The organism is Vibrio sp. 10N.239.311.G01 (assembly GCF_041465805.1).
Lineage (GTDB): Bacteria > Pseudomonadota > Gammaproteobacteria > Enterobacterales > Vibrionaceae > Vibrio > Vibrio crassostreae_C.
The window spans coordinates 289,259-303,311 of record NZ_JBFSRM010000001.1 but is presented as its reverse complement, the minus strand read 5'-3'; the positions used below and the strand labels follow the sequence as shown (position 1 = coordinate 303,311).

Annotated in this window: 13 protein-coding genes; 7 read left to right on the top strand and 6 right to left on the bottom strand. The window is 45.0% G+C overall.

The window, feature by feature from the left end; translation table 11 throughout:
- Positions 1-144 precede the first annotated feature (144 nt).
- From yciA to AB6D06_RS01290, 3 genes are all read left to right on the top strand, one after another.
- A complete protein-coding gene (yciA, locus tag AB6D06_RS01300) occupies positions 145-543 on the top strand; it encodes an acyl-CoA thioester hydrolase YciA (RefSeq protein WP_010438001.1) in 399 nt (132 codons plus the stop codon).
- A 195-nt stretch (positions 544-738) separates the two neighbouring features.
- A complete protein-coding gene (locus AB6D06_RS01295; RefSeq protein ID WP_010437999.1) occupies positions 739-1,035 on the top strand; it encodes a YciI family protein in 297 nt (98 codons plus the stop codon).
- A 1-nt stretch (position 1,036) separates the two neighbouring features.
- Positions 1,037-1,432 (top strand): GspS/AspS pilotin family protein, encoded by a 396-nt coding sequence (locus tag AB6D06_RS01290; protein ID WP_010437997.1) that lies wholly within the window; start codon positions 1,037-1,039, stop codon positions 1,430-1,432.
- A 107-nt stretch (positions 1,433-1,539) separates the two neighbouring features.
- Here AB6D06_RS01290 and metE read toward each other — a convergent pair whose 3' ends face one another.
- Positions 1,540-3,894, bottom strand: coding sequence for a 5-methyltetrahydropteroyltriglutamate--homocysteine S-methyltransferase (gene metE / locus AB6D06_RS01285; RefSeq protein WP_016789268.1), 2,355 nt, complete (start codon positions 3,892-3,894; stop codon positions 1,540-1,542).
- A 281-nt stretch (positions 3,895-4,175) separates the two neighbouring features.
- Here metE and AB6D06_RS01280 point away from each other — a divergent pair, with 281 nt between their 5' ends.
- Positions 4,176-5,087: a LysR substrate-binding domain-containing protein gene (locus AB6D06_RS01280; protein WP_010437993.1), complete on the top strand. Its 912-nt coding sequence runs from the start codon at positions 4,176-4,178 to the stop codon at positions 5,085-5,087.
- Between the two features lie 138 nt (positions 5,088-5,225).
- Here AB6D06_RS01280 and AB6D06_RS01275 read toward each other — a convergent pair whose 3' ends face one another.
- Both AB6D06_RS01275 and AB6D06_RS01270 read right to left on the bottom strand, forming a co-directional pair.
- Positions 5,226-5,426 (bottom strand): DUF4250 domain-containing protein, encoded by a 201-nt coding sequence (locus AB6D06_RS01275; RefSeq protein WP_010437991.1) that lies wholly within the window; start codon positions 5,424-5,426, stop codon positions 5,226-5,228.
- Between the two features lie 115 nt (positions 5,427-5,541).
- Complete coding sequence (locus tag AB6D06_RS01270) at positions 5,542-6,222, bottom strand: hypothetical protein (protein WP_029235143.1); 681 nt, start codon at positions 6,220-6,222, stop codon at positions 5,542-5,544.
- A 237-nt stretch (positions 6,223-6,459) separates the two neighbouring features.
- On the opposite strand from AB6D06_RS01270, the gene AB6D06_RS01265 reads away from it, so the two are divergent.
- Positions 6,460-8,844, top strand: coding sequence for a YgiQ family radical SAM protein (locus tag AB6D06_RS01265; RefSeq protein ID WP_372109835.1), 2,385 nt, complete (start codon positions 6,460-6,462; stop codon positions 8,842-8,844).
- A gap of 85 nt (positions 8,845-8,929) precedes the next feature.
- On the opposite strand, the gene AB6D06_RS01260 is transcribed toward AB6D06_RS01265, so the two are convergent.
- Genes AB6D06_RS01260 through AB6D06_RS01250 form a run of 3 tightly spaced genes read right to left on the bottom strand, consistent with a single transcriptional unit; the run spans position 8,930 to position 11,884 of the window.
- Positions 8,930-9,394, bottom strand: a complete 465-nt coding sequence (locus tag AB6D06_RS01260) for a GtrA family protein (protein WP_372097804.1) — start codon at positions 9,392-9,394, stop codon at positions 8,930-8,932.
- Complete coding sequence (locus AB6D06_RS01255; protein WP_372100500.1) at positions 9,381-10,868, bottom strand: ArnT family glycosyltransferase; 1,488 nt, start codon at positions 10,866-10,868, stop codon at positions 9,381-9,383. The genes AB6D06_RS01260 and AB6D06_RS01255 overlap by 14 nt, the downstream gene beginning before the upstream one ends.
- Positions 10,865-11,884, bottom strand: coding sequence for a glycosyltransferase family 2 protein (locus tag AB6D06_RS01250; protein ID WP_102398635.1), 1,020 nt, complete (start codon positions 11,882-11,884; stop codon positions 10,865-10,867). Before AB6D06_RS01250 ends, AB6D06_RS01255 begins: the two co-directional genes overlap by 4 nt.
- A 125-nt stretch (positions 11,885-12,009) precedes the next feature.
- On the opposite strand from AB6D06_RS01250, the gene AB6D06_RS01245 reads away from it, so the two are divergent.
- Together AB6D06_RS01245 and AB6D06_RS01240 are read left to right on the top strand one after the other, a co-directional pair.
- Positions 12,010-12,687, top strand: coding sequence for a response regulator transcription factor (locus AB6D06_RS01245; RefSeq protein WP_065585153.1), 678 nt, complete (start codon positions 12,010-12,012; stop codon positions 12,685-12,687).
- Positions 12,684-13,970: a sensor histidine kinase gene (locus tag AB6D06_RS01240; protein WP_372100498.1), complete on the top strand. Its 1,287-nt coding sequence runs from the start codon at positions 12,684-12,686 to the stop codon at positions 13,968-13,970. The genes AB6D06_RS01245 and AB6D06_RS01240 overlap by 4 nt, the downstream gene beginning before the upstream one ends.
- The last annotated feature ends 83 nt before the right edge of the window (positions 13,971-14,053 follow it).

The following is a 14,053-nucleotide window of genomic DNA, read 5'->3' as shown; positions in this document are numbered from 1 at the left end:
CAATATGCGATTGGCCAATGATACTCGTGATCATTGGCCGCTGATTATTTGTGTTCGGTGAAGACGTTAAAAATTAGACCACCACGAGTCTCGTAAACACATCTATTTTTATATAAAACAATCAATACCATTAAGAGTACGACAATGACTATTCAATCAACTTTGAACCCGATTGGTTCTTTACTTCTTCGCACATTAGCGATGCCTTCTGATACAAATGCAGCAGGCCAGATTTTCGGTGGTTGGATAATGTCACAGCTTGACCTTGCTGGCGGCATACTGGCAAAAGAGATATCTAACGGCAAGATAGTCACGGTTTCAGTATCGAGTATCGAGTTCAAACAGCCGGTTTCAGTGGGTGATGTTGTGTGTGTTTATGGTGACTGCACTAAGATTGGTCGCAGCTCGATGAATATCGACCTAGAAGTCTGGGTTAAGCCTGTACTTGATCACGGTATCGGCGACCGCTACAAGGTTTGTGGCGCGACATTCAACTACGTTGCTGTCGATGAGGGTGGTAAGCCTCGCCCGATCAATAAATAGTACTTTTCACCAAGCTGCTAATGTAGACGGTCTTTAGTTTCAACGAATGAAATCGCTAAAGACCATACTTCTCTCTCGCACCATTTCACAATTTCTTATCATTAGCTCTTCCAATACCAATTAGTTCGCGTAAATTAGCAAGATAGCGAATTTAAACGCCCCCAATTCAGTGAAGTAAAATAAGGATATACCAATATGTGGTACGTGATTTTTTCTCAAGACGTCGAAAATTCATTAGAAAAGCGCCTAAGTGTTCGCCCACAACATCTAGAACGCCTGCAAACACTTCACGATGAAGGCCGACTTTTGACTGCTGGCCCAATGCCTGCGATTGATTCAGACAACCCTGGTGAAGCCGGCTTCACTGGCTCTACTGTAATTGCTGAGTTTAATTCTTTAGAGGACGCACAGGTATGGGCAGACGCAGATCCGTACATTGAGGCAGGTGTCTACCAAAATGTCATTGTAAAACCATTCAAGAAAGTATTTTAACGTGAAAAAATGGATTATTGGCTCTCTGGCTTTAGCTCTGCTCGCAGGCTGTGCTTCAAGTGAGCAAGACCAACAAAGACAGCTTGAAATGATGGCGCAACACCGTGCTGGCGTTTTATCTGCCGGCCTGCCGATTGAGTATGGCCCACTGTCAGTCATGCGTGTACTGGCAAAAAACACCGTTATCGAGATCATGATGATCTACAACCAAGACGCTAAAGGTGCTAAGCCTTTAAACCAAGTCGTAGATATGAGTGTTAACAGCTACTGCACCAACTCTGAAGTTAGAGCAAACCTTGACATGGGCTTGGCTTACAACATTAAGGTTCGCAACACTCGCGGACAACTGATGGTTGAAAAGCTAATCAGCAAAGAGACATGTCAGAGCATTAACTAGATTTGATTTCTAACGTTAAGCTAGTAACAAACAAGAAAGGCCTTGCAGATGCGAGGCCTTTCTTTTCTCAGACTTTTGTTTTTAGAACGATAACACCCTAGCTTTAATTATGCTGATGCTTCTGCCGACTCCCACTCTTTACGCAGCATTTTAGTCGCTGAAACTAAATTAGCCAGTGCCGCTTCTGTCTCTGCCCAGTTACGCGTCTTCAGCCCACAATCAGGGTTTGCCCACAAACGTTCTGCTGGGATTTTCTTTGCCGCTCTCTTAAGTAAATCAACAATCCACTCTTCTGAAGGAATGTTTGGTGAGTGGATGTCATAAACGCCAGGCCCAATCGCATTCGGGTAGTTGAACTCTTCAAACGCTTTCAGCAGTTCCATGTTCGAACGAGAAGTCTCTATGGTAATCACATCGGCGTCTAGCGCAGCGACTGAATCAATGATCTCGTTGAACTCGCTGTAACACATGTGGGTGTGAATCTGAGTTTCTGGTTTAGCACTCGCAGCTGAAATCTTAAAGGCATCCACTGCCCACTCTAAGTATTCTGCATGGTCACGCTTTTTCAATGGCAAACCTTCACGAATGGCAGGCTCATCAATTTGAATAATGTTGATACCTGCGTCTTGCAAATCAGACACCTCATCTCGCAACGCAAACGCCAGTTGATTGGTTATCTCTTTGCGTGAAATATCTTCACGTGGGAATGTCCAACACAAGATAGTAACAGGCCCAGTTAGCATGCCTTTCATCTGCTTTGAAGTCAGAGATTGAGCATAGGTCGACCATTCCACCGTCATTGGTTTTTCACGCTCGATATCCGCAACCACAATCGCAGGTTTCACGCAACGAGAGCCATAACTTTGTACCCAACCAAATTTGGTAGTTTGGAAGCCTGCTAGATTTTCAGCAAAGTACTCCACCATATCATTACGTTCAGCTTCACCATGAACCAGTACATCCAAATCAAGTGCTTCTTGTCGTTTCACCGCATCCGCAATATGACCTTTCAACGCGGTGTTGTATTCCGCTTCACTCAGTTTGCCAGTGCGGTAAGCACTACGCTGAACACGGATCTCTCCGGTTTGTGGAAATGAACCAATTGTTGTGGTTGGCAATAATGGTAAACCTAACACCTCAGACTGATGTGAAGCGCGTTCGGCATAAGGAGCACTTCGCTCGGTTAGGGTTTTGGTAATGGTGTTAATACGAGCTTGAACCTGCGGCTTATTCACATGAGTCGCGCTCTTGCGTGCAACAATCGGCTGGCTGTAGGTTTCACACGCCAAGATAGCATTGTGGTTACCGTCTAGTGCCGCACCCAATATACTCACCTCGGTCACTTTCTGTTTCGCGAAAGCAAACCAACTCTTCACTTCATCGCTGAGTGAATCTTCTAACTCAAGGTCGACTGGACTATGCAAAAGTGAACATGAACTTGCTACCCAAAGTTTGTCTCCTAGCTTCTCTTTCACTGGTTGTAGTAACTCTAGTTGAGCGGCTAAATCAGCTCGCCAAACGTTTCGTCCATTAATCACCCCTGCTGAAAGTACCCAGTGTTCAGGTAACTTACCCACTACTTCATCAAGTTGCTGTGGTGCTGCTGCTAAGTCGATATGTAGGCCATTAACTGGTAGCTCTACTATCTTATCTAAGGTATCAGTCACCGAATCAAAATAAGTAGTGAGCAGCAGTTTTACATCACCTTGAATCACTTGATACGCCAACTTGAATGAATCTGCCCATTGACTCTCAAGCTCAAGCGAAAGAATTGGTTCATCGATTTGAACCCACTCAACCCCCAACTTAGCGAGTTTTGCCAAAATTGCTTGGTAAGCGGTAAGAAGGCGCGGAAGAAGAGATAAACGATCAAAACCCTCCTCCACTTCTTTACCAAGATATAAATAAGATAACGGGCCTAACAAAACTGGCTTCACCTTATGCCCGGATTTTATCGCTTCACTCACTTCGTCAAACAGTTGTGGCCAGCTCACTTCAAAGGAATCGTCTTTGCTGAACTCAGGCACAATGTAATGGTAGTTGGTGTTGAACCACTTAGTCATATCAGAAGCCGCAGAGCTATCTTTAGTGCCGTCACTAGACGTATGCGTACCACCGCAACAAGTCGACTGAACCTGAGATTGACCACGCCCCACACGGAACAAAGTATCTAAATCTGGGAAGGATTTTTCATCTTCAGAACCACCAGTATGGCGCTTTGGTACGTGGCCTAGAAGTAAAGTCGTTGTTAATACATGGTCGTACCATGCGAAGTCACCCGCAGTTGCAAAGCTAAGATTCGCGTCAGCTTGTACATTCCAGTTACGATTTCTTAGTTCGCTACCGAGTTGCTTTAAATCTGATTGGCTAATCTCACCGCGCCAGTATTTTTCTAAAGTGAATTTGAGTTCGCGTTTTTCGCCGATACGTGGGTAGCCTAAAATATGCGTTGTCGTAGTCATGAACCTGTTCCTTATTCAATAATTTTTAGTGTTCGATCAAACTGCCTAGCTTATGGTTTAAGTTCTTTATAAGGCGTCTGGATGGCTAAACTATCTCCCTAATCTGAACGATGAACAACGTCCAAATATTCATCTTGTTTATTAAAAATATTCATCTTGAATAATCTAAAGCTGAAAAAATTAAATCCATCTGGACATCTAGACGTTTACAAATGGAAGAAAACCCCGTAGGGTGATTATTAAGAAATATTGAATTAGCTTAGGGAATATGAGGAAAACTCATGATAGAGCTTAAACACCTTCGAACATTGACTACCTTAAGAGACAGCGGCTCGCTAACAGCGACGGCAACTTCTCTTCACTTGACTCAGTCGGCGCTTTCTCACCAACTGAAAGACCTTGAGGCGCGTATCGGTGGTCAGCTTTTCCTACGTAAAACTAGACCAGTTAAGTTCACCTCTGAAGGTGAGATTTTGCTTAGGCTTGCCGATGAGATACAGCCAAGAATAGCTAAAGCGGAGAACGAACTCGCGAGCCTGAAAGAGGATGTGAATGGTCGTTTGCACATGGCGATTGAATGTCACTCATGCTTCCAATGGTTAATGCCTGCTTTGAAGGAATATCAAGTGGCTTGGCCAAGCGTAACGCTAGATTTCTCGTCAGGCTTTGGGTTTGAGCCGCTACCCGCGCTAATGGCAGGCGAGCTAGATTTGGTGATCACCTCTGATATACAGCCTCGCTCTGAGGTTCACTACGAACCACTCTTTGATTTTGAGATGCGTTTGATCACCGCAATCAACTCACCTTTGGCAGAAAAAGCGAGCATTGAACCGCAAGATCTTAGCGATCTCACCATGCTCACCTACCCTGTTCAAAAACAGCGTTTAGATGTCGTGAAGCACTTTTTACAGCCTGCGGGTGTAGAACCTAAAAAGTGGAAACAAGCGGACAACACGTTAATGCTAGTTCAAATGGTATCAGCAGGTTTGGGAGTAGCGGCTCTACCAAACTGGGCGATCAGTGAATTCTCAAGACAAGGGCTGATTGCCAGCAAGCCATTAGGCAAAGGACTATCAAGAAGACTGTTCGCAGCGGTAAGAAACTCTGAGAAAGATAAACGTTACCTGCAAGCTTTCTTTAGCACGGCAAGACAGCAAAGTAAGAGTCACTTAGATGGCATAGAGGTCGTTTAAAGATGATTTATGGCTAAGTTAAGCTCGATCGATTCGTCAGAAACAAAAAAGTCACAGATAATCTGTGACTTTTTTTCTCTCAACACCCACAACACGCGATGCATGTCATTTTCGATAAAAGATGCGCTAATCTTTAGCTTATCTCGAGTAAGACTTAAACTGGTTAGTCAATGGATCGTATTGATAGCCAAGCATATCGAGCTTGCCCACAACACTTTCTGTATCCATTTCATACATGCTGATCAGCTCTTCAAAGCTATCGCATTCTAGGCGAAGTTTTTCATTAACGATTCCTAGCAAAATAATGCTATCGAAACCTTTGACGTTGCTTAAATCCATCTCGTACTCCTTACGAACACACTGACTAGAGTTAAGTTTAGAACGCTTACCAACGTCACGCTAAAAAACAGATCACACTTCTTAACAAGAATACGTAATTAATGAAAGTGCGTGATTAAAGCGCCCAAACTGGCGTTAAACCCACAACGGCCACCAATAACATCAACAACGAAATACTCAGTTGAAGCTTTTCAGGCGTTCTTGCGAACAGTAAATGCCAACACCACACCACGATTGAGGAGATCAACAAAGCAAAACTAAATAGCAAAGTGGAAATCACAGGTTCTAATTGAGCTTCAGACAAAGAGTAAACACTCACGACGGTCGCCAGTACTACCAACATACCGGTTAGCACGCCCACAACAGGAAGCACTCGATGAAATGCCTGCAACCGTGTCCTTGCAATCGTCAGTAGTAGATGGCCAAACGCTGCTCCTAACAGTACCACTAGCAGCAAAGTAGTAATGATACCAACAGCGGTTGCTTGCTCAGTCGCTTGTATAGCAACATATGACAACGCTAAACCACAGGCCAAGTACATCACCCAGATAGGACCAGAATCGCGAGTCTTCTTGGTTTGAACTTGAGAATAGAAATAAAAGATCGCGAACACGACCAGAAAGGCTTCAATTTTTACTGAAGCGACGGCAAGCCACAGCACGCCAATCGCAGGTAACATCTTGTGGATCCGACCACGCTGCCCCGGACAAATATCCCCTTTCACCAAGATGAGGGTTAAGATCAGTTGGGTTCCTAAAAGCATCGGAGCAAATTGTACTAATAACGTTTCGACCATTGTGGATCTACTTCTTCAGACTTATTTTCGCGAATAATATCAAAAACTGCTGCGAACACTAATCAAAATCACAAATTAGCGACGTTATTCAAGGCTTCAACTATGCTGTTGTATGGCTCTTTTATCGCCATTTACCGTAAAAAGACGAAAGACACCAGAACTAACAGGGGCATGTTCTACTGGCTAGTCTAGGCTCATGCCGCTATAATTCCCGCCTCAAAAATCAGAGGTTGAAATATGTACAGCGATATCACTCCTATTCACGAACACAAAAAATACTGGGCCGAGTGCTACGGAACTGCACCCTTTTTGCCTACCAGTAGAAAGGAGATGGATGCTCTTGGATGGGATAGCTGTGACATTATTATTGTAACTGGTGACGCTTATGTCGATCACCCGAGCTTTGGTATGGCTATCATCGGCCGTCTGCTTGAAGCTCAAGGTTTCCGCGTGGGCATTATTGCTCAACCAAAGTGGGACAATAAAGATGCCTTCATGAAGCTAGGTAAACCTAACCTATTCTTCGGCATCACAGCGGGTAACATGGACTCCATGATCAACCGCTACACCTCTGATCGCAAATTACGTCACGATGATGCTTATACTCCGAACAATGAAGGTGGCAAGCGTCCTGATCGTGCAACTCTGGTTTATTCTCAACGTTGTCGTGAAGCTTACAAAGGCACGCCAATCGTGCTTGGTGGTATTGAAGCGAGCTTACGTCGTGTAGCTCACTACGACTACTGGTCAGATAAAGTTCGCCGCTCTGTATTGTTTGATGCAAAAGCTGACATTCTTCTTTTTGGTAACGCTGAGCGTGCATTGGTTGAAGTAGCACACCGCATTGCCGATGGTGAAGACATGTCTACGCTGACCAATATCCGCGGTACTGCTATCAATCTTCCTGCGGCCCCTGAAGGCTTCAAGATCATTGACTCTTCTCGTATCGAAAAGCCGAACAAAGCGTATGTTCCGGTTAACCCGTACGAAGTTGAAACTCAGTGTGATACCAAGAAAGACGAAAAAGAAGAAGTAAAAGCGCAACCTATTACTATTCGCCCTTCTCGTCACGATGCAAAAACTACAGCGGTTCGTATCCCAGGTTACGAAAAGCTAAACAATGACCGTATTCTTTACGCTCACGCTAGTCGTATTCTGCACCTTGAGACAAACCCGTACTCAGGTCGTGCTCTGATTCAACGTCACGGTGATCGCGAGCTTTGGATTAACCAAGCGCCTATTCCATTGACCACAGAAGAGATGGACTACGTGTTTGGCCTTGCGTACAAGCGTGTTCCGCACCCGATGTACGGCAAAGCGAAAATCCCAGCATACGACATGATCAAAACCTCGGTTAACATCATGCGTGGTTGTTTTGGTGGTTGTTCTTTCTGTTCAATCACAGAGCACGAAGGTCGCATCATTCAGAACCGTTCGAAAGAATCTATCTTGGATGAGATCGAAGACATTAAAGATAAAGTACCGGGCTTCACAGGTACTATTTCTGACTTGGGCGGCCCAACGGCGAACATGTACCGTTTAGGTTGTTCAGATCCAAAAGCTGAAATTAACTGTCGTCGTCCATCATGTGTGTTCCCGAAAATCTGTGAAAAGCTAAACACAGACCATCAACACACTATCGACCTGTACCGCTCTGCGAGAAAAGTACCGGGTGTTAAGAAGATCATGATCGCTTCTGGTGTACGTTACGACTTAGCGATTGAATCTCCAGAATACGTTCGTGAGCTTGTGACTCACCACGTTGGTGGTTACTTGAAGATTGCTCCAGAGCATACTGAAAAAGGCCCACTGGATCTGATGATGAAGCCGGGCATGGGCACTTACGATCGTTTCAAAGAGATGTTCGAGAAGTACAGCGCTGAAGCCGGTAAGAAACAGTACTTAATTCCTTACTTTATCTCTGCTCACCCGGGCACAGAAGATGAAGACATGCTTAACCTAGCAATGTGGCTGAAAAAGCACAACTACGAGTGTGACCAAGTACAGAACTTCTACCCATCGCCAATGTGTAATGCAACGTCGATGTACTACTCAGAGACTAACCCTCTGAAACGCGTGAAATATAAGAAGCGTGAAGATGTTCCTGTGCCGAAAGGTGATCGTCAACGTCGTCTGCATAAAGCACTGCTTCGTTACCACGATCCTGAAAACTGGAAAATCATCCGTGAAGCACTGATCAGCATGGGTAAACAGCACCTAATTGGTGACAAAGCAAACTGCCTAGTACCAGCAGAAGACTTTGATGCACAAACACCGGCACAACGTCGTAAGTCTGGTCGTCACGGTTCACAACGCTTTGCGACTAAGCACAGTAAATCTCAGCCAGGTCTTGGTGGCGAAAGCCCACGTAACCACTCTGGTAAGAAACCGGGTGGCAAGAAGCCGAATGGTAACGGTAGCCAAGGTAATGCTAACCAAGGTGGCGGTAATGGCAATGCTCGTAAACCAGCGACTGGCTTCATTAAGAAAGGTCCTGGTGGTCAGCAATCACAAGGTAATGGCGGCGGAAATGGCAAACCAAACCGTAACAAAGCGGGCAATGGTCAAGGTGGCAAACCTGCAAGTAACGGCAAGAACCGCCAGCGCGCAGCACAACGCTAATATCGCGAACCGATTGACTTCGCTATCGTAAAAACACAAAGCGCAGCTATTTAGCTGCGCTTTTTTGTGTCTGTTACAAGATAGCCTAACGAGCAAACACCCAATACTGACTAAGCAAATAGTTACTGACCATGCCCACCAAGATGCCAACCGCCATTGCGATAAACACTGCCCCAGTAAATGCAGGCAGCAATTCAGTCATCAACTTAAAGCACAGCAAATTAGGTATCGCCGATATTGATGCAGAGAACATGAACTTTTGCCATTGAATCAGCTTTTCGGACCAATTCCCCTGCCCTTTGAATTCAAAGGTCAACACTCGATTTCCAAACCAGGTTGTCGTTGCTGCAACGATGAAAGAGCCAATTCGAGCACTCATCAAAGGCAGTCCAATAACGTAATGCAGCAATGCAAACACGGCACAATCGACAACAAAGCCACCCGCCCCCACCATAGCGAATTTAATCATCTTATGGTGAGGTTGTAGTTTTTTGTTTAGCGCGTCGAACTTGTGGCTAAACAGTCTCGATGACGAGTTAAAATTGAACATCGCCATCACTTCGAATATGGCTCAACGATAGATTTGGTTTGATATTTTGGCTATGACAACTAAATAGAGCGCGCTTGATCTTCACCGTCGGTTCTAAAATACAGGTTAACGCGTTGTCTTTAATCTTGGTTTCTACTTCCGCTCTTTTACCAATCAGATAGAACTTGTCGATACCATCTAACTGTTCAACATCGAGTAACTTTTTCGCTTGTCCATGACTGTAAAACTGCCCGGAGAACGGTCGTTTACCGACATAAAAGCTCGGCGCTTCATCCGTAATCTGTTCGAAGATAATACGGTCACTTTTCTCATTCGCTTTGCCTAAGTTGAGGTAGACCATTGCAATCATTAGCAACACAGGTAGCACTAAAGCCACACTCGAGAACCACTTCTTATCTTTTTCTACTACAAGCATTGCCACCAACAAGCCAAGGGCAGGAATGCCTGGCAACACATAGGCAGGAAGAATATTACCCGCCATGGTAAAAAGAATCAGAGGAGAGACCAACCAACACACGAGGAATGAAAACAATCCACTATGTTCAGCGTTAACTTCTGCGATTTTCTTACGACGGGCGAAAGTCAAAATAGGCAACACAATCGACCACGGTGCAGCCGCTTGAAGCCAAAACAACCAGATCATGCCTCTTGCTTGGTCATGGGCAGAACCGTATAAATCGCCCTCCCAGCCACTCACAACAAAACGCTTAAAGTGCTCGCCAACAATAAAGTAATCAATAAAACCCGGTGTTGCCATTTCAGCCATGATGTACCAAGGCAAGGCAATCGCCAGCATCACACCTAAGCCAGACAACAGTGGAAAGCGTTGCCATAACACTTTGAAAGCGCCAAAGAAGCCATGTTGCAATACTAACCAAGGGAAAACAGCGATACCCATGATCACAATCGCTACCGGCCCTTTTGCAAGCAAGCCTAGTGCTAAACCAATGAAACCAACATAACCCCAAGACCGATTAGTCTCAGCATTGCCCTCTCCCTTACAACTCTCTCCTCCTAACCAACATAGGTAAAAACCTAACATGGCAATGGTCATCGCTAACGTTAACGCCATGTCGGTCATCACAGCACCCGCCGCAATAGAGAAAATCCCACATGTCGCCAATACCACAGCCGCCACCAAGGCACTTTGTCCGGTACGCTTAGCCATGTATGCAACCAACAGAATCGTCGCAAAACCTGCTAGCCAGTGTGGTGCACGCACAGCAAACTCACTCAAACCAAACAGCTCAATCCCAGCCGCACTCATCCATGTGAACAACGGTGGTTTACCCCAGAAAGGGATGCCGTAATCAAATTGAGGGGTTAACCAATTGCCGGTTTCTACCATCAAGCGAGCCATTTCTCCATAGCGCGCTTCCGTAGTATCCATTAAAGGGTATGTCGCCAGAGATAAGAGCCTTAGAACCAATGCAAAAGCCAACAAATACCATAGGTGCGTTCGGTTCAGGCTCATGCTGACTCCTCTAATTTAAAATGTGTTTTTAATGCTGGGGTATCGACCACCGATTGAATCAGATACAAAGGGCGGTTCTTGGTTTCAATGAAAATACGACCTATGTATTCCCCCATTAAACCAATACTCAGAAGTTGAATGCCGCCAAGGGCAAGTTGAACCACCATCATGGATGGGTAGCCAGTAATAGGCTCACCAAACATCATGGTTTTGAACACGATGAAGACGCCATACACAAAAGCGGTAAGCGCCACTAATCCACCAACGGCCGTCGCAATACGCAGTGGGCGGATAGAAAATGATGTGATGCCATCCATCGCCAATCCGATGAGTTTCAGGTAGTTCCATTTCGTCTCGCCACAGAAGCGAGCATCGCGCTTAAACTGAATCGTTGCTTGTCTAAAACCTGGCCATGAAAAGATGCCTTTCATGTAACGGTTACGTTCAGGCAGTTGGTTGATATGGTCGACAACCTCTCGGCTTAACAGTCGGAAATCACCGACATTTTCTGGAACATCGATCTTCGCTGCCACGTTCATGACTTTGTAAAAGCTTGCTGCTGAAAACTTCTTAAACCACGTTTCACCATCACGCTGGCTGCGCTGCATATTCACAACGTCATAGCCTTCGCGCCACTTGGCAACCATTTGTGGGATCAGCTCCGGCGGATCTTGCAGGTCTGCGTCTAACAAGATCACCGCTTGTCCTCGGCAATGCTCAAGACCAGCACTCATCGCTGATTCTTTACCAAAGTTACGGCTTAAACCGATCACAGAAATTGAGCTATTGATTGAAGTGAATGAACTCACCAAATCCAAGCTGTTGTCTTTGCTGCCATCATCGACATAAACAATTTCACTGGTGATGGGTAAGCTATCCAGTACCTTGGTTAAGCGAGAATGAAACTCTTCTAACACCTCTTGTTCATCGTAAAACGGCACAATGATCGATAGTGAAACGGCGGGATTGATCCGTGATGTGGAGACTTTAGGTCGGCTAATATGAAGTTCAGACATAATACGTTCTTCTATTTTTTAATCTGAATCCAATCTACCCCCTCATAAGTGAAAGTTATGTTATTGACATATTTTTCACGCTCACTCAGGATAATGTTACCGTCTATTTCTGTATGAGAATCAAAATGAAACGAGTTCTATTAGTCGAAGATAACCGTGAAATCGCAGGTGTCTTGTTTGATTATTTTGAGTGTATTGGCATGGAACTCGATTATGCGGACAACGGCGAACTCGGCCTGCAACTCGCGTTGGAAAACTCATTTGATATCATCATATTGGATCTGATGTTGCCAAGAATGGACGGCCTCACGGTTTGTAATAAACTGCGAGACCAAGGCAACGCGACACCTATTTTGATGTTGACTGCGTTAGATAGCCGCGATGATATGTTAAAAGGGTTTGAGCATGGTGCCGATGACTATCTAACCAAACCTTTTGATTTGGATATTTTGGAAGCCAGAATGAAAGCGCTTGTTCGTCGTTACCGAGGAAAAGTGGCTTCTTCTAAATTGCAGTTTGATGAACTCACCATCGACCAAAAAACGCGTAAAGCTTACCGTCAAGATAAGTTACTCGCACTCAACCCAACCACTTACACCATCCTTGAGATGTTGTGCCAAAAAGCACCAGAAGTGGTTACTCGCGAAGATATTTCCTACAAACTCTGGGAAGAAGACGAACCCAACAATGACGTGTTGCGCAGTCACATCTATCAATTACGTAACCAACTCGACAAGCCGTTTGATACTCAGATGTTGATTACCGTCCCTAAAGTTGGATTCCGTCTGGAGTCATCGAATTGATTTTAAATGTTCTCACGAGCACCAAAACCCTAACCGGCCGCTTAGCGGTTTTCTTTGGGTTAATGGCCGTGATTGTATCGGCCTTTGTCTATTTAGTCTTTGTTGCCGCACTCTACATGTCAGAAGATCGCGTCGGTGAAAGACGCATCCTGATCGACCGTAACTATGCGGTTGGTTTATTCCAAGCAGGGGAAAGCGGTACGTTAAGAATTGATGACCTGACAATCGCCTACAATGATCTTTCATTGATACCTGCCGAATACCTCAAATACATTAAAGGCAAAGAAAGCTTTGTTGGCGAGGTAGGTGAAGAACCTAACTCTCGCATGGTGTATGTTGGTGAGTATTCTGATAAAGGTCAAACCCACCCAATCGTTCTGCTTTCCGAGATCGACCGCGTCGAGTTTGAGATTTACGAACTGGTTTATGCGACCACCTTTGTACTAACATTACTCTCTATTCTAATTTTTAGCTTTGGTGCTCTGCTCTATCGATTATCTAAACGACTGATTGAACCCTTCAATTCTATTTCCGAACAATTGGAATCCAATAAGCTCAACCTCAATGAAGAATTTAGTGTCAATGACGACGCCGCAGTTGAGTTTCGTCAGCTCACAGATCAACTCAATCAGTACCGAAGAGAAATCAATTCCTTACTCAAACGTGAACAAGCCTTTGCTCGCTACTCAAGTCATGAACTAAGAACACCGTTAACGGTCGCTCGTGGCGCAAATAAATTACTGCTAAGAAGCGAAACCACCGAGTTTCAATCTCGCCAGATTGAGCGCATTGATGAAGCCATTGTTCAGATGTCAGAGATGGTCGATGCCCTACTCGGCCTCGTGCGTTACGAAAGAAACAGTGACGATGCGCCACTGCGATTGTTTAGCCAACAAGAGTTAGAGGCTATCGTCTCAAAAAACTCAGCACAGGCAGATGAGAAAGACGTCGAAATTTCCATGCATGCTCAATCCGAACCCACCATTCAAGCCACCAGCGCGATAATGAACATGTTGGTCGGAAACTTGTTGAGAAATGCCATTGCAGCGACCAATAGTGGCACCGTAACGGTCACTCTGTCCCACGAGAGTGTTGTGATTGAAGACCAAGGAGAAGGCCTCCAAGAACAATACAATCCAAATGGGCATGGGTTAGGTTTATTGATTGTCGAGGACTTATGTCAACGCTTCCAATGGGGCTTTGAATTGGTCAATCGCAGCTGTGGTGGATGTACCGCTAAGATCACCTTTCAAACCGATCTATCCGCATCCACCCCAGAGTAAATGAGTTCATAGTTCGAAGCTCAATATCGAACGAAAACTTGATTTAGTTGGTTTACAGCGGTCCCTAGCTACTAGATACTCGT

What these genes read in the sequence shown, in the direction of transcription:
- yciA (WP_010438001.1), top strand. Translation starts at nt 145, where the DNA reads ATGACTATTCAATCAACTTTGAACCCGATTGGTTCTTTACTTCTTCGC.
- AB6D06_RS01295 (WP_010437999.1), top strand. Translation starts at nt 739, where the DNA reads ATGTGGTACGTGATTTTTTCTCAAGACGTCGAAAATTCATTAGAAAAG.
- metE (WP_016789268.1), bottom strand. Translation starts at nt 3,894, where the DNA reads ATGACTACGACAACGCATATTTTAGGCTACCCACGTATCGGCGAAAAA.
- AB6D06_RS01280 (WP_010437993.1), top strand. Translation starts at nt 4,176, where the DNA reads ATGATAGAGCTTAAACACCTTCGAACATTGACTACCTTAAGAGACAGC.
- AB6D06_RS01275 (WP_010437991.1), bottom strand. Translation starts at nt 5,426, where the DNA reads ATGGATTTAAGCAACGTCAAAGGTTTCGATAGCATTATTTTGCTAGGA.
- AB6D06_RS01270 (WP_029235143.1), bottom strand. Translation starts at nt 6,222, where the DNA reads ATGGTCGAAACGTTATTAGTACAATTTGCTCCGATGCTTTTAGGAACC.
- AB6D06_RS01265 (WP_372109835.1), top strand. Translation starts at nt 6,460, where the DNA reads ATGTACAGCGATATCACTCCTATTCACGAACACAAAAAATACTGGGCC.
- AB6D06_RS01260 (WP_372097804.1), bottom strand. Translation starts at nt 9,394, where the DNA reads ATGTTCAATTTTAACTCGTCATCGAGACTGTTTAGCCACAAGTTCGAC.
- AB6D06_RS01255 (WP_372100500.1), bottom strand. Translation starts at nt 10,868, where the DNA reads ATGAGCCTGAACCGAACGCACCTATGGTATTTGTTGGCTTTTGCATTG.
- AB6D06_RS01250 (WP_102398635.1), bottom strand. Translation starts at nt 11,884, where the DNA reads ATGTCTGAACTTCATATTAGCCGACCTAAAGTCTCCACATCACGGATC.
- AB6D06_RS01245 (WP_065585153.1), top strand. Translation starts at nt 12,010, where the DNA reads ATGAAACGAGTTCTATTAGTCGAAGATAACCGTGAAATCGCAGGTGTC.